The 16127-nt window shown below is 59.5% G+C and carries 12 protein-coding genes and 1 tRNA gene; all 13 read right to left on the reverse strand.

Annotation, left to right across the window (positions count from 1 at the left end; all coding sequences use genetic code 11):
• Positions 1-50: 50 nt before the first annotated feature.
• Positions 51-1862, reverse strand: coding sequence for a S9 family peptidase (locus ACIPZE_RS18610; RefSeq protein ID WP_400774475.1), 1812 nt, complete (start codon positions 1860-1862; stop codon positions 51-53).
• Complete coding sequence (gene pqqE / locus ACIPZE_RS18615; protein ID WP_283438676.1) at positions 1828-2967, reverse strand: pyrroloquinoline quinone biosynthesis protein PqqE; 1140 nt, start codon at positions 2965-2967, stop codon at positions 1828-1830. Before pqqE ends, ACIPZE_RS18610 begins: the two co-directional genes overlap by 35 nt.
• A complete protein-coding gene (pqqD, locus tag ACIPZE_RS18620; RefSeq protein ID WP_129395779.1) occupies positions 2960-3235 on the reverse strand; it encodes a pyrroloquinoline quinone biosynthesis peptide chaperone PqqD in 276 nt (91 codons plus the stop codon). The genes pqqE and pqqD overlap by 8 nt, the downstream gene beginning before the upstream one ends.
• Positions 3232-3984: a pyrroloquinoline-quinone synthase PqqC gene (gene pqqC / locus ACIPZE_RS18625; RefSeq protein WP_283438565.1), complete on the reverse strand. Its 753-nt coding sequence runs from the start codon at positions 3982-3984 to the stop codon at positions 3232-3234. Before pqqC ends, pqqD begins: the two co-directional genes overlap by 4 nt.
• Positions 3985-4124: 140 nt before the next feature.
• Positions 4125-5036, reverse strand: coding sequence for a pyrroloquinoline quinone biosynthesis protein PqqB (pqqB, locus tag ACIPZE_RS18630; protein WP_283438566.1), 912 nt, complete (start codon positions 5034-5036; stop codon positions 4125-4127).
• An 81-nt stretch (positions 5037-5117) separates the two neighbouring features.
• Complete coding sequence (pqqA, locus tag ACIPZE_RS18635; RefSeq protein ID WP_003422658.1) at positions 5118-5192, reverse strand: pyrroloquinoline quinone precursor peptide PqqA; 75 nt, start codon at positions 5190-5192, stop codon at positions 5118-5120.
• A 156-nt stretch (positions 5193-5348) separates the two neighbouring features.
• A complete protein-coding gene (gene pqqF, locus ACIPZE_RS18640; RefSeq protein ID WP_400774478.1) occupies positions 5349-7763 on the reverse strand; it encodes a pyrroloquinoline quinone biosynthesis protein PqqF in 2415 nt (804 codons plus the stop codon).
• Between the two features lie 38 nt (positions 7764-7801).
• Complete coding sequence (locus ACIPZE_RS18645) at positions 7802-8596, reverse strand: carbon-nitrogen hydrolase family protein (protein WP_400774481.1); 795 nt, start codon at positions 8594-8596, stop codon at positions 7802-7804.
• 12 nt (positions 8597-8608) lie between these two features.
• Positions 8609-10291 carry an NAD(P)/FAD-dependent oxidoreductase gene (locus ACIPZE_RS18650; RefSeq protein WP_283438569.1) on the reverse strand — a complete coding sequence of 561 codons (1683 nt, stop codon included), beginning with the start codon at positions 10289-10291 and terminating at the stop codon, positions 8609-8611.
• A gap of 403 nt (positions 10292-10694) precedes the next feature.
• Positions 10695-11156 (reverse strand): Lrp/AsnC family transcriptional regulator, encoded by a 462-nt coding sequence (locus tag ACIPZE_RS18655; RefSeq protein ID WP_400774483.1) that lies wholly within the window; start codon positions 11154-11156, stop codon positions 10695-10697.
• 572 nt (positions 11157-11728) lie between these two features.
• A tRNA-Ile gene (locus tag ACIPZE_RS18660) sits at positions 11729-11805 on the reverse strand.
• 15 nt (positions 11806-11820) lie between these two features.
• Positions 11821-15567: a bifunctional diguanylate cyclase/phosphodiesterase gene (locus tag ACIPZE_RS18665; RefSeq protein WP_129395772.1), complete on the reverse strand. Its 3747-nt coding sequence runs from the start codon at positions 15565-15567 to the stop codon at positions 11821-11823.
• Positions 15568-15693: 126 nt separating this feature from the next.
• The coding region (locus ACIPZE_RS18670; protein ID WP_400774485.1) for a sigma-70 family RNA polymerase sigma factor at positions 15694-16127 on the reverse strand (434 nt) is incomplete at its 5' end.

Consider the following 16127-nt stretch of genomic DNA (forward strand, 5'->3'; position numbering starts at 1 on the left):
TCAAGGATCAAAAGATCGCAGCGTGCCGCAGTTCCTACAGGGAGAGGGTTTCAGTCAGAGAGCCCCATCACCCGGCGGTAAAACTTCCATTCATGTTCCAGCGCATGCGCCTGATTGGCGGCGCGGCGGAAGCCGTGGCGTTCGTCGGGGTAGTAATGGACTTCGACCGGGACGGCGTTCTGCTCCAGCGCCGTGACCATGTCACGGGTTTGTTGCGGGACAACCACGGCGTCCAGTTCACCCTGAAAGAAAATCACCGGCACGCGGATGTTGTTTGCGTGCAGCAACGGCGTGCGGGCAGCGTAGCGTTCGGCATCTTGCTCGGGATCGCCGATCAGCCAGTCCAGATAATCCCCTTCGAACTTGTGTGTCGCTCGTGCCAGCGCAACTGGATCGCTAACGCCGTAAAGGCTGGCGCCCGCACGGAAAACCTGTTTGAACGCCAATGCGCATAAAGTGGTGTAACCGCCTGCGCTGCCGCCCCGAATGAAAGCGCGATTGCCGTCGATCAAACCCTGTTCGGCGAGATAGCTCACTACCGCACAAGCATCCTCGACATCCACCTCGCCCCAGCTCAAGTGCAGTGCCTGCCGATATTCCCGGCCATAACCGCTACTACCGCGATAGTTGAGATCGGCGACGGCGAAGCCGCGGTGCGTCCAGTACTGGATGCGCGGGTCGAGCATCGGGTAGCAGGCCGACGTCGGGCCGCCGTGGATGAACACCACCAGCGGCGGTTTCGTCTCGCCGCTCATGGCTGGATAGAAGAACCCATGCGCCTCGCCCGACCCGCTCGGGTAACGCAGGGTTTGCGGGCGGCTGATGCGCTCGGCGGGCAGGGGCGCCACGCCACCGGCCAGCACCTTCACTTCGCGCGTGGTTCGATCAATGGCGATGACCGCCGCAGGGCTGATCGGCGAGGCAGCGATGCAGTAGAGGTTTTGTGCATCCAGCGCCAGATGACGGAAGCGACTGTAGTCGCCTGTGAAATCTTCATCGCCGAGGGTCAGACGGCCGAAACCACCTTCGGTCCAACTGGCTAAAAAAGAACCCTCGACAGACAACCAAGTGCAGCCGCCCAATTGCCAAGGCGCCGGTGCATGATCGGCCGGCGCTGCGGACACAGGCTCCAGACCATCGGAAGTCTCAGCCCACGGCTGCCAGAATCCACCGCGATCGGTCAGGCAATACAGCCGACCTTCAGTATCAAATCGTGGTTGTTGAATGGATTCTTCAATCTCATCGCCAGCAACACATCGTGGCGAACCGAATGTGCCGGCAGCCAAGCGTTCAGCCACCATCAACCGGGTCGAGGTCCACGGCTGATGCGGCCGACTCCACTCGATCCACGCTAAACGCTGACCATCCGGGCTGATAGTTGGCGCAGCATAGAAATCCGCGCCCTCAGCCAACAAATGCCGCGCGCCGTCAGCCAAATCAATCGCCACCAGCCGATGCTGATCACGCTGTTCTTCCACCGCCAGCACCTGGCCATTGGCAAAATGCAGATCGCCATAACGACACTCACCCGACGTCAGCGCCTCAGGCTCGCCATCCAGCGTCTGCCGATACAACTGCTGATTTGCCTCCGCGACGAAAACCACCCCATCCGGCGTCAGACAAAATGCGCCACCACCATATTCGTACACCCGACTGCGCACGCTGAAGCCGTTCGGCGTCAGACATTTCGCCACGCCATCGCGCCACTGCCAGATCCGGCAGGCGGCATCCTCCGGGCGATATTCATTCCAGAACAGCCCATTGGCACCGAGCTGCAACTCGGCGAAATCCATGCCGGCGGCGACGGCTTGCGAGGCGCTGAAAGGCTCAGCCCTTGGCGATGAGGCGCGAGTTTCGTTCATTGCGGAAGGCCAATTGTTCGATGGTTTGGGTGGCGGTCTCGGCTTCTTCGCGGGCCTTGAGGATCACGCCGTGATGTTCGGATTTGCTGCACACCGGGTCGGCATTGCTCGCATCACCGGTGAGCATGAACGCCTGGCAGCGGCAGCCGCCGAAGTCTTTTTCTTTCTCGTCGCAGGAGCGGCACGGCTCGGGCATCCAGTCGTAACCGCGAAAGCGATTGAAACCAAACGAGTCGTACCAGATGTGCTGCATGCTGTGATCGCGCACATTGGGAAATTGCACTGGCATCTGCCGGGCGCCGTGGCAGGGCAGGGCGGTGCCGTCCGGCGTGACCGTCAGAAAGATGCTTCCCCAGCCGTTCATGCAGGCTTTCGGGCGTTCTTCGTAGTAATCCGGGGTGACGAAAATCAGCTTGCACGGATGCCCTTCGGCTTCCAGTTTCGCGCGGTATTCGTTGGTGATGCGCTCGGCGCGCACCAGTTGCTCTTTGGTCGGCAACAGGCCGACACGATTGAGCTGCGCCCAACCGTAAAACTGGCAGGTGGCGAGTTCGACGAAGTCGGCTTCAAGTGCAATGCACAGCTCGATGATGCGGTCGATCTTGTCGATGTTGTGCCGATGGGTGACGAAATTCAGCACCATCGGATAGCCGTGGGCCTTCACCGCACGGGCCATCTCCAGCTTCTGCGCGAAGGCTTTTTTCGAGCCGGCGAGGAGGTTGTTCACTTGCTCGTCGCTGGCCTGAAAACTGATCTGGATGTGATCGAGGCCGGCCTTCTTGAAGTCGCTGATTTTCTGCTCGGTCAGGCCAATGCCGGAGGTGATCAGGTTGGTGTAGAAACCCAACTGCCGCGCTTCATGAATCAGCTCGGCGAGATCCTGACGCACCAGCGGCTCGCCACCGGAAAAGCCCAGTTGCGCCGCGCCCATCTCCCGCGCCTCGCGGAAGACCTTGATCCACTGTTCTGTGGTCAGCTCTTTGCCCTGCTCGGCAAAATCCAGTGGATTGGAGCAGTACGGGCATTGCAGTGGGCAGCGGTAGGTCAGCTCGGCGAGCAGCCACAGCGGCAGGCCGATTTCAGGCTTGGGCGGCAGATCAGGCAAGTTCGATCCAGTGCTGTGCACGGGCAACCTCCATGAATTGCTCGATGTCGTCACCGAGCTCGGGCACGCCGGGGAACTGCTCATCGAGTTGGGCGATGATCGCCGCGACGTCGCGTTCGCCGTCAATCAAACCGCCGATCAGTGCAGCGGTTTCGTTGAGCTTGATCATGCCTTCCGGGTACAGCAGCACATGGCCTTTCTGCGCCGGTTCGTACTGGAAACGGTAGCCGGGGCGCCAGCTCGGGACTTTGCTGCGATCGAAACTCATAAGGTGATTCCTTTATGCCAGACGCGTTGTTCGGTCACGCTGTGGTACGGCGGGCGGTTCAATTCGTAGGCCATGCTCATGGCATCGAGCATGCTCCAAAGAATGTCCAGTTTGAACTGGAGAATTTCCAGCATGCGCTCCTGGCCTTCGCGCGTCTTGTAGTGCTCGAGCGTGATCGCCAGACCGTGCTCGACATCGCGCCGGGCCTGACCGAGGCGGGTGCGGAAGTATTCGTAACCGGCCGGGTCGATCCACGGGTAATGCTGCGGCCAGCTGTCGAGGCGCGATTGGTGGATCTGCGGCGCGAACAGTTCGGTCAGTGAGCTGCTGGCGGCTTCCTGCCAATTGGCGCGGCGGGCGAAGTTGACGTAGGCATCGACGGCGAACCGTACGCCGGGCAGCACCAGCTCCTGAGAGCGCAGTTGATCCGGGTTGAGACCGACGGCTTGACCGAGTCGCAGCCACGCTTCGATGCCGCCGTCTTCACCGGGGGCGCCGTCGTGGTCGAGCAGGCGCTGAATCCACTCGCGGCGGATTTCGCGGTCCGGGCAGTTGGCGAGGATCGCCGCGTCTTTCAGAGGGATGTTCACCTGATAGTAGAAGCGGTTGGCGACCCAGCCCTGGATCTGTTCGCGAGTGGCGCGGCCTTCATACATCGCCACGTGGTACGGGTGGTAGATGTGGTAGTAAGCGCCTTTGGCGCGCAGGGCCGCTTCGAATTCGGTGGGGGACAGCGGGGTGTCAGTCATTGCGGTTCTCCGGGGAACAACCCTAGAAATATCTAGTGTATGTGCCGGCCTTATCGCGAGCAGGCTCACTCCTACAGGTGATCGCATTCCAATGTAGGAGTGAGCCTGCTCGCGATAGACCGCGCAGCGGTCTCAAATGCTTACAGCACAATACTCATGCCGTCATACGCCACTTCAACATCACGCCGCGCCAATTCCGCACGCTCCGGCGAATCCTCGTCGAGAATCGGATTGGTATTGTTGATGTGGATAAGCACCTTGCGCTGTTCAGGCAGTTGCTCCAGTACTTCGAGCATGCCGCCAGGCCCGTTCTGTGCCAGATGGCCCATCTCGCGTCCGGTGCGGGTGCCGACGCCACGACGCTGCATTTCATCGTCATCCCACATCGTGCCGTCGACCAACAGGCAATCGCTGCTCGCCATGATTTCCAGCAACGGCGCATCGACCTTGCCCAGTCCTGGCGCATAGAACAGCTTGCCGCCGGTGTTCAGGTCTTCAACGATCAAACCGATATTGTCGCCCGGGTGCGGGTCGAAGCGGTGCGGCGAGTACGGCGGCGCGGCGCTGCGCAATGGCAGCGGGGTGAAACGCAGGTTCGGGCAGGCGGCCACGGTGAAACTCTGGTCGAGTTCGATGCGGTTCCAGGCAAGCCCGCCGTTCCAGTGGGTAAGCATCTTGAACAATGGAAAACCGGTGCTGAGGTCTTCGTGAACCATGTCCGTGCACCAGACCTGATGCGGGCAGCCTTCGCGCAGGCTGAGCAGACCGGTGGTGTGGTCGATCTGGCTGTCCATCAGGATGATCGCGCTGATGCCGGTGTCACGCAGGGCGCGGCCCGGTTGCATCGGGGCGAAGCTTTGCAGCTGCGCGCGGATGTCCGGCGAGGCGTTGCACAGCACCCAGTTCACGCCGTCATCGGAAATCGCGATGGACGATTGGGTGCGGGCCTTGGCATTCAGGCTGCCGTCGCGAAAGCCTGCGCAATTGACGCAGTTGCAATTCCACTGCGGAAAACCGCCACCAGCGGCCGAACCCAGAATCTGGACGAACATGAACACTCCATCATTTCAACGCGGAAAATAAAACGCCCCGGCGAGCCGAGGCGTTGCACTGCAGTTCTATGTAAGCAGAACTCAGCGGCTGGCGAAGTACATGGTGACTTCGAAGCCGATACGCAGGTCGGTGTAAGCAGGTTTTGTCCAGGACATGATGTGTCTCCTCGGGGTGGGTGGGATAGCGCTGTCCATAGGTATAGTCCACGGCAGCGCAAAGATGTTCCAAATAGTTAGGCTGCTATGTTACTCAAAATGTCACCGGGTTTGCCCGTGAATCTTTGAGAAAGCTCCTTGCAGCCTTGGTAATGATCATTTTGTCGCTTGCCATGCGGTTTGCGGCGCCGGATCGCTGGCGAGGCAGAGCCAGCCACCTTCTGCGTTGATCACACGCTGAGCAGCGGCGAGCAATGTCTGGCGGTCGAGTTGGCCGATTGCGCTGATCAATTGCTCAAGATAATCCGACGAGTGGCCCGCGAGCCTGGCCTGCCACAGCAGTTCGGCGGCATCTCTGCTGGCCAGTGTGGCGTCACCGAATTGATCCGCGAGATTTTGCCGTTGCTGGCTGAGACTGGCTTCATCAAGTTGTTCGATCAGCGCGGGAATTGCGATGAGAAACTGTTGAATGTGCTTGAGCAACTCCGCAGGTTTGGCACTTGGCGATTGCACGCCGAACAGCAGGGCGGTCTGCCCCTGAATCTGGCGAAGCGCAATGAACACGGCGTAGCCCAATTGCAACTCGACGCGCAAACGCTGATAGAACGGTGTCTGACACAGCTGCGCGAGCATTCGCCATGCAGCTTCGTCGGCGATATCGCGATTGGCGGTTGGGCAGAACAGCAACAAGGCGTGTTCGCTGGAGGCGGTATCGATGTGGCTCCAGTGTTTGTGCGCCGTGATCGCCGCCGGCGTTGGCAACTGATTGTCCGGGGTCCCGGGAATACGGCTCAGGGCCAGGCCCATGGCCGATTGCGTCTGCTGATCAAGACCCAGAGCAAGGCCGTCCCAGCGTGAAGTTGTCCACAGGTGCTTGGCATCGTCCCCGGTTTTGGCTGATGGCAGAACATGTTCCGGCAGCAGTTCAAGCAGTTGGCGAATGAGGATCAGCGGCGGTTTCGGCTCAGCAAGCGTTGAGTCGGCGTCAACCTGTATCAGACATTTCAGCGCGTGCTCGAGGACGCCGGGCATTGGCTCCTGCAGACCGCTGAGCTTCAGCAACCATTGGTTGCCAGTGGCGCTGAAAGTCAGCTCGACGCCGGCCTCACGCGCATCTTGCTGCGTTTGCCGAAGACTGCGCTGCAACCGCGAGTGCAGATCAGTGCTGGCGGCGGCCTTCATCTGCCAGCGCAGATAAATCGCGCCTTCATCAGTGCTGTCCGGCAACGCCTGGCTGAACTGCATCGGCGAGCGTTCACGACGGCCGCGCGATCGATCCTGAGCGAACGTACGCAGGCCTCGGTGGGCGCTGGTCTGGCCGCGAATCAGTCCGGCGTTGGCCAAAGGCTCATTGGCTCGCAGGAATGGATTGGCGGCGGGCAGATGCCAGTGCTCGCTGAAGTTATCCACAGTGCCGATTTCGCTGAGGATCTGTGTGAGGGCTTCAGCGCCTCTATCGGACAAGCCATTTTCAAGCTGCTCACTGTCGAGCCGCGCCAGTTGCAGCGCGCCGCTGACTTGCTGCTGACGTTCAAGCAGGGCCGCGTATTCTTTGCGCAGTGGCGCCCAATCTTGCTGAGCGAAGAAATTCAGCCAATCCAGGATCTGCTCGCGAATGGCATTTAACGATTCCGGTGGCGCGGTGAATTCCAGCTGCAACAACGCTTGCCCGTTGAAGTGATAAACCGGCGCGGCTTTCAAGCCATCTGCCAGCTTCTGCTGCTGCAAATGTGCGGGCAACCCGCCGGGTTTGGTGCTGTTCAGCCAATGACAAAGAAACGCCAAAGCCTCGACAGACGACTCAGGCAAGTAATCAAACGCAAACAGAAAATTGCCGCGTCGCTCACTGACCTGTTGATAACTTTTCACCGTCAGCGGCACGGTTGCCGCCTGCGCAACGTTATCCCCAGCCGGTAAGGCCTGTGAAAACTGCTCAGCCAGCGCTTTCAATTCTTCGAGACTCTGCGGCCCAACCAGGCTCAAGGTCATCTGCCCAGTCTGATAAAACTGCTGATGGAAATCGTTGAGCGCCTGTTGAAACGCAGCCTGCTCGACTTGCAGACTGTCCCGATTCCCCGCATGAAACCCGCGCAACGGATGCTCTGCCGGTAATCCTTCGAACAAGGCAAATTGCTGCTGCGCCGCAGGATCTTGCGACCAGGCGATAAATTCTGCCTGCAACACTTCCCGTTCCCGCAACTGATCTTCCGGTTTCATACGTGGCTGGGCGAGCATGTCTGACAGACGCTCCAGCCCAGCGCTGAACGCTTTAGTCGGCAACTCAAAGAAATAATCAGTGGTACGTTCCCGGGTGCTGGCGTTCACCTGGCCACCGTGACCTTGCACGTAGGCCATCAGCCCTTCGCCCGCAGGAAAACGCTCGGTGCCGAGAAACAGCAGATGCTCAAGGAAATGCGCCAGCCCCGGCCACGCCAGCGGCACGTCATGACTACCGGCAGCCACGCGCAATGCGGCGGCGCTGCGCTTCAAACCGGGCACATGACGCAGGGTCACACGCAAGCCGTTGGCCAGGGTTTCAGTATGGGGGCGGGGGTGAGTCGGCGCAGGCATGGGCACTTCCAGAACAGTGAAGTGCCAATGCTAGCGGATTAGCGCTGGTTCAGCGCGCCGTAAAGCTCGGGGCGACGATCGCTGAGGTAGCGATTGGCTGCGCGCGAGTCGAGCATCAACTGCCGATCAAGCTCGCCGATGATCAACGCTTCGTCGAGTCCGGCCTGGGCGATGCGACTACCATCCGGCGCGGCAAGGCTGCTTTGCCCGCAATAATGGATGTCGCCTTCGTGGCCGCAATAGTTGGCGTAGGCCACGTAACACTGGTTTTCGAAGGCGCGCGAACGCACGGTGACATCGGCGACGAAATCGAACGGGATCATGTTCGCGGTCGGCACCAGAATCAACTCGGCGCCGGCGAGTGCCAGACGCCGAGTGTTTTCCGGAAATTCCAGGTCGTAGCAGATCAGGAAACCTAGCTTCCAGCCATTGAGTTCGACGATGGGGAAATCATCCTCACCCGGGCTGAACATCGAGCGATCCAGATCACCAAACAGATGCGTTTTACGGTAATTGCACAGGCGCTCACCGTGCGAATCGATCAACTGCACGGCGTTGTAGATCTGACCGTCAGCGGTGCGTTCCGGATACCCGTAAACAATCGCCAGCCCCGCCGCCTTGGCGATCCGGCCGATCTGCTGCGCCCATTCTCCGTTGTAGACCTCAGCCAGCGTGCTGACCGCCTCGGCCCCGATGTTGTAGCCGGTCATGAACATCTCCGGCAGCACCAGCAAGTCCGCACCCTTGGCCTCCATCGCCAGTTGATGCAGGCGCTGCAGGTTGGCGGCGGGGTCCAGTGGCAGCGGTGGACATTGGTAAAGGGCTACACGCATCAGGGATTCCTCTTACTCGGGCAGGGCGATAGGGCCGATGTCTTTGAACACATCACCTGGGCCGGGGTTCGCTTTATGTGTCGAACCGCCGAAATGCTTCATGATCCCCCACACCGCGTTGAGCGAGGTTTGTACCGCGCCTTCGACCCATGCCGGCGTCCACGAAACGTCGTCGCCAGCGATGAAAATTCCGCGTTGCTCGGCGGGCATGTCGTCCTGCATGAAGTGCGCGTACATGCGCTGGTTGTAGCGGTAGTGGCCGGGCAGTGCGCCTTTGAACGCACCTAGGAAGTATGGATCGGCTTCCCAGGAAACGGTGATCGGATCGCCAATGATCCGTGCGGCAATGTCGACTTTCGGGTAGATCTTTTTCAACGCGTTCAGCGCCAGTTCAACGCGTTTTTCCACCGGGTGCGGGAGCATCTTCAAGGCGTCGCTCATCCACGAGTACGACAAGCAGATCACGCCCGGTTTGTCGTCTCCGTTGTCGAACAGATAGGTGCCACGGGTCAGGCGATCGGTGAGGGTCATGCTCATCAAATCGCGGCCGGTCTCCGGGTCCTTGTCCTTCCAGAACGGCCGGTCGACCATCACGAAAGTCTTCGAAGATTGCATGTAGCGAGTGCGATCAAGCGCCATCCACATCTTCTGCGAGAACAGGGTTTCGTCGCACTCGATCTGCGTGGTCAGCAGCCAGCTCTGGCAAGTGGTGAGCACAGCAGCGTATTCGCGGGTGTCGCCGTTGTTGTCGGTGACGGCGAAACGGCCATCCGGCGCATGAGCGATTTTCTTCACGCCGGAGCGCGGCGCGCCACGGTGCAGGGATTTCAGACTGGTGCCTTCTGGCCAATGCACGCAGCGCTCCGGCACATGCCGCCAGATGCCTTGCGGTACTTGCTCGACGCCGCCGACCACCAGGTGTTGGTGATCGTCGCAGTTGGTCATCACCACGCGGAAGATTTCCAGCATCGAGTTAGGGAAATCCGAGTCCCAGCCGCCGGTACCGAAACCGACCTGACCGAACACTTCGCGGTGATGGAACGACAGTTTGGCGAAGGCTTCCGAGGTGGCGACGAAGTCATAGAACGTGCGGTCGTCCCACAGCGGCACCAAGGTGTTCCACAACTCTTTCAGGCGCGGCACATCACGGTCACGGATGGCTTGCTGGATATCGGCGAACTGCGAGCCGGCTTCCAGTGCATCCGCCCAGGCGTCAGCCACTTCCTGGAACAGTGCAGGAAGATCCGCCAGTTTCTGTGCGTAGTGGGTTTTGCCTTCCAGGTCGATCACGGTGCTGCCGGAGGCTGGCGTCAACGGGTTCGGAAAAGGTTTGGTCGCAAGCCCGAGCTTGTCGACGTAGTGATAGAACGCCGTGGAAGAGACCGGGAAGCGCATGCCGCCAAGTTCAGCGACGATGCCATCGGTGCCGTTGAACGCTTGCGAGCGCAGCCGACCACCAAGCTTCGACGCCTCATAAACCACCGGTTTCAGGCCAAGCTTCATCAGCTCGTAAGCGGCCACCAGACCGGCAATGCCTGCGCCGACAATCGCCACTTCGGCGCCGTGATTATGTTCAGGAATACTGCCGAGGCCGGCCGGGTGTTCGATCCAGTCGTCGAACGCGAACGGAAAGTCCGGGCCGAAAATGGTGACTGGTTTCTTACCGTCTGCAGGATGGCGATTGTTCTTGTTCATGGTTGACCTTGCTGGCGACCCGACGCGGGATGCGCGTCTGAGTATAGGAAAAGATGCCAGCCATTCTAGGGAGCGTAGAGCACGTTAATAAGACGCAAAGTGTCGTCGTTTTGCCAATAAGATGATCAATATGACGATTGTTGCCTGCATACCGACCAAAATGTGGGAGTGCGCTTGGCGCAGATTTTTTGAGCAACCCAGTTAAATGTGGGAGTGGGCTTGCTCACGAAGGCATTCATTCAGTCGCTATCAGTAGTAGCTGGTCTACCGCCTTCGCGAGCAAGCCCGCTCCCACAGTGGATTTGTGCTTGGCACAGATTCTGTGCGCAACTCGGTTAAATGTGGGAGCCGGGCTTGCCCGCGAAGAGGCCTTATCAGCCAACCGAAATGATATGGCCAACACTCAAACCGGCTGCCCCCGATCAACCTTGCTGCTCAAAATAATCGAGGTCGTCGTCTTCTCCACCCCATCCACGCTGCCAATCTGATCCAGCAACTGATCGAGCTGCTCTGGCGAATCGGTGCGCAACCACGCGACATAATCAAACTCGCCACTCACCGCACACAATTGCTGCACCTGCGCCATCGCACTCAACCGGCGCACCACCTCCTTGCCGGAACGCGGCTGCACCTTGATCCCGACGTAGGCCTGCAAGCCGCCATCGACCACGCGCTGGCCCAGACGTACGCCATAACCGGTGATGACCTTGGCCTTTTCCAGCCGCGCCAATCGAGAGGTCACGGTGGTGCGCGCAATGCCTAATTGCCGGGCAAGCATGGCCACACTTTCGCGGGCGTTGATTTGCAGTGCGGCGATCAGCTGACGATCGATTTCATCGAGTGCGGGCGGGCGGGTGTCTGGCAAGGGGCGGCTCCATGGGGGGGGGTGAATTACGCATGTTACAAGACTACCAAGTTGACACGACGCTGATCCTTGTCAAAGATGTGGGCAAGAGCGCGAAATCTGCTGCCTTGCAGGGCTTCAGCAGACGTAGGTACCTCAGCGATGCTGCTACGTCGGTGTAAGGTGAGACCTCTAATCCAATTTCCTGAGGATGCAGATATCAGGATTTGAATACCCATGGGGCAGCCTTAATGCTGCCCTTTTTATTTGCCTGCGTAAGGGGCGGGCACTATCATCGCCACCTCAGCACTGACCGGAACCTTGGTAGCAAGGGGTGTTGATTTCGGTGGCGCAAGTCACTCCCAGCCAGTGAGCGGGATATGCGGGTAGCCGTGAAAGAACAAGCCGATAGAGATTCACAGAAAGCCCTGATGCGAAAGCGTCGGGGCTTTCTGCTTTCCAGTGCTTCCAAAAGTTAAAAGGCTGAAGGAGAAAAATGGTGTGAGTTGCGCGGTTTCGGATAACTGATGTTTTTTGACGTTTACCGATCGACCGCCCAAGAAAAAGCCGCGCATTTAGCGCGGCTTTCAATTTGGTGGGCCCACACGGACTTGAACCGTGGACCAAAGGATTATGAGTCCTCTGCTCTAACCAACTGAGCTATAGGCCCTCAGTAGGTCGCGGATTATAGCGACGGTTTCTCGGCTGTGCTATCCGAATAATCCGATACGGTTACACGAAGAAACGTTGCCGCGAATTCTTCCGGTGGCAGCGGCAGGCTGACGATGTAGCCTTGGATCTGTTCGCAGCCTTCGGCGGCGAGGAATTGCTGCTGTGCCTGGGTTTCCACACCCTCGGCGATGACGGTGAATTGCATGCTGCGGCCCAGTGCGATGATGGCCCGGACAATCGCCGCATCGTGGGGGTCATCGGGCAGTCCGCGGACGAAGGACTGGTCAATTTTAAGGATGTCCAGCGGCAAGCGCTTGAGGTAGCTGAGCGAGGAATAGCCGGTGCCGAAGTCATCGATCGCCAGTTGCACGCCGAGGTGTTTGAGTTGGTGCAGCACGGCCAGCGCCTCTTCGGCCTGACTCATGATGAAATTCTCGGTAATTTCCAGTTGCAGTAAATCCGGCATCAGGCCGTTGTCGTTGAGCAGTTGTTCGATGCGGCCAAGCAGGTTCGGCTGACGCAATTGTGCGCCGGCGAGGTTCACCGACAGAGGACCGAGGCTGTCATAGACTTGGTTCCATTCGAACATCTGTCGGCACGCGGTCTCCAGCACCCAGTCGCCGATCTGCAGAATCATGCCGTTCTCTTCGGCGAGCGGGATGAAGTGCTCAGGTGGTACTTCGCCGAAGGTCGGGTGCCGCCAGCGGATCAGTGCTTCAGCGCCGACCAGACGGTGGTCGTCGAGGCTGATTTTTGGCTGGTAATAGAGGTGCAACTCATCGCGCTCGATGGCTCGGCGCAGTTCGTGCTCCAGCGCCACACGCTCACTGGCTTGGGCGGTGAGGTCGCGGGTATAGCTCTCGACGCGGTTGCGGCCCTTGGCTTTGGAGCGGTACATCGCCGCGTCGGCGTTTTTCACCAGCGTAGCGACGTCGCAACCGTCACGTGGGTACAAGCTGGTGCCGATGCTCGCGCTGATGAAGAACTCATGCTCACCGGCCTGGAACGGCGCGCCGAAGCAGTTGAGCAGCTTGGTGGCGATGTTGTCGGCGTCGCTGGCCTGCTGCAGGCCGGGCAGCAGGATGATGAATTCATCGCCGCCCAGTCGCGCCACGGTATCGATGTCGCGCAGTTGCTCTTTGAGGCGCACGGCGATGCCCTTGAGCAGCAGGTCGCCGACCGGGTGGCCGAGGCTGTCGTTGATGTGTTTGAAGCGATCAAGATCGAGGAACAGCACAGCGCCCTGACCACCGTTTTCCTGCTGATTGTTCAGTGCCATGAGCAGACGACTTTCGAACAGCGTGCGGTTCGGCAGGCCGGTCAGTGGGTCGTGGTGTGCCTGATAGTCGAGCTTGGCCTGCGCATGCTTGAGACTGGAGATGTCGGCGAACACGGCGACAAAGTGGGTAATGAATTTGTCGCGGTTACGCACGGCGCTGATGGTCAGCCAGCTCGGGTACAACTCGCCGTTCTTGCGTCGGTTGGAAATTTCGCCTTGCCAATGCCCCTCGTCGGTCAACTGATGCCACATCGCCGCGTAGAACGCGCTGTCATGCAGGCCGGAGGCGAGCAGACGCGGCGTGTGGCCGAGCGCCTCGCTTTCGCTGTAACCGGTGATTTCGGTGAAGGCCCGATTGACCGCGCTGATGTGCTGCTGGGTGTCGGTGATCAATACGCCTTCGGCGGTGCTCTCGAATACGGTAGCCGCCTGCTGCAATTTTTCCTGCATCAGATGGCGTTCGGTAATGTCCCGGGCGATGGTCAGCATGCAGTCTTCTTCGCCGATTGGCAGAGGTCGGCTGGAGACTTCGCAAAGGCGGATCAGCCCGTCGCTGCGGCGGATATGGCAGGTGAAGTCACGTACAAAACCGTCACGATGCAGCAGATCGAGCATCTGTTTGCGTTCGTTGAGATTGACCCAGATGCCCAGATCCAGCGCCGAGCGATCCACCGACATCGCGCTGTTGAAACCGGTGATGCGGCTGAAGCCTTCGTTGACCTCCAGCAGCAGGCCATCGCTCTGGCGTGACAACAGCAAGCCATCGGGCGAGGCATGAAACGCCTTGGCGAACTTCTCTTCCGAGGTTTGCAGTTGCTGCTGGGTTTCCTTGAGCTGAGTAATGTCGCGCACCACCACCACCAGTGCCGGAGTGGTGTCGAGGTCGAACGGCTCGGCGGAAATCAGGCCGGTAAATACTTGGCCGTTGTTGCGGCGAAAGGGCATTTCCAGGTTGCGGATGCTGCCGGCCTGCAAGCGCTGCAACAGTCCCGGACCGACCCCGGGAATGCCCCAGATATTCAGATCGGTGGCGGTCTGGCCAATGACTTCTTCGGCCTTCAGTCCGATCTGTTCCTCAAACGCTTCGTTGACCTCCAGCAAACAGCCATCGGACAGCCGCGCGATTACCAGAATGTCCGGGCATTGCTGGAATACCGAAGCAAATTTCTGCTCGGACAGGCGCAAAGCCTCTTCGGTGCGCTTGGTCTCACTGATGTCGATCATCAAGCCGCGCATCACCGGCTCATGACCGTGTTCGATCAGGCTGACAATGTCGCGCACCCACAGGCAGCGCCCATCGGCGGTGATTACCCGATAGTCGAGCGTGTGATCGCGACCCTCGCGTACGGCGTCATCACAGATGGCCTGAGCTCGGGTCAGATCTGCCGGATGAATGATATTTCGCCAGAAACCCGGAATCAGCCAGTGCGATTGTGGATAACCGAGCAGATCTTCGGCGTGCGGGGACACATAGCTGTAGGTGAAGTCGCTCATCCGCGCTTCCCAGGCGATGGCCGACAGGCTCTCCACCAGCCCGCGATAGTGATACTCGCTGCTGCGCAACTCCTGCTCGAGGTCGATTCGCCGGGCGATTTCCGAACTCAGGCGCCGGTTGATGCGGATCACCACGGCCAGCACGATCACCAGCAGGAGCAAGCCGGGCAGGCCGTAAACCAATAGATCTGACCAGAATGTCCGATGATCGAGAACGTTGCCGACCCAGTGCTCCTGAATGCTGCTGATTTCGTCCGGACTCATGTCGGCCAGGACTTTATCCAGAATGCCCACCAGCATTTTGTTGTCGCGGGGTACGGCCATCGCCAATTGATAGCGATAAGGGGTTTCGCCGCTGACGTACAAACCGTCGAGTTTGAGCTGGCGCAGGCTCCAGACGCTGGAAGCGAGGTCGCCGACCACCGCGTCGACCTCGTCGGTGGCCAGGGCCTGCAAGGCGGAACTGACATTGGGCATGGCCACCAGATTCAGATCCGGGTGGTGCGTGCGCAAAAGCTCATGCGGCGCGTAGTTTTCCACCACGGCGATTTTCAGACCGTAGAGGTCTTCGAGTTTGCGCGGCTGCGCGCCTCCGACGTGGGCGAGGATGACAATCGGGAAGTCGAGGTAAGGCCGGGTGAATGACAGGTAGGTCTGGCGTTCCGGGGTCGACATGATCCCTGGCAACAGATCGATCTTGCCTTGTTTGACCTGCTCCAGCACTTCTGTCCAGCTCACGGGTTCGATGGGCGTGAGTTTGATCGCGAGGCGTTGACGAATAACGTCGATATAGTCGGCTGCCAGCCCTTGGTAGCGGTTTTGGTCGTCGCGGAACTCGAACGGCGGCCACGACGCGTCCACACCAAGGTGCAAATCCGGGTGAGCCGCCAGCCAGCTACGTTCTTCATCGGTCAGAGTCAGCGCGTCAGCCGTTGCGGTCCAGATCATCAGTGACAGCAAAAAAAGCACGGACGCCAGTCTGGGCATAACGCTCTCGTTATGGCTCGGGGATGATTGTTTCGAGTGTAGACGGGGTATGCGGGGGAGGGGTGGTGCGAGGAATTTAATCTGCCATATAAACAAAACCCCCGGCCTGGGCCGGGGGTTCTGGTATCACTCGTCGAGGAAGGAGCGCAGATGCTCGCTTCGCGTCGGGTGGCGCAGCTTGCGCAGCGCCTTGGCTTCGATCTGACGGATCCGCTCACGCGTTACGTCAAACTGTTTGCCCACTTCTTCGAGTGTATGGTCGGTGTTCATGTCGATACCGAAGCGCATGCGCAGTACTTTAGCTTCACGGGCAGTGAGGCCGGACAGTACTTCGCGAGTCGCTTCTTTCAGGCTCTCAACAGTGGCGACATCGATTGGCGACTGCATGGTCGAGTCTTCGATGAAGTCACCCAGATGGGAGTCTTCGTCATCACCGATCGGCGTTTCCATGGAGATCGGCTCTTTAGCGATCTTCAATACCGTGCGGATCTTGTCCTCAGGCATGTCCATGCGTTCGCCCAGCTCTTCCGGGGTCGGTTCGCGACCCATTTCCTGCAACA

The organism is Pseudomonas sp. NPDC089741 (assembly GCF_044748825.1).
Lineage (GTDB): Bacteria > Pseudomonadota > Gammaproteobacteria > Pseudomonadales > Pseudomonadaceae > Aquipseudomonas > Aquipseudomonas helmanticensis.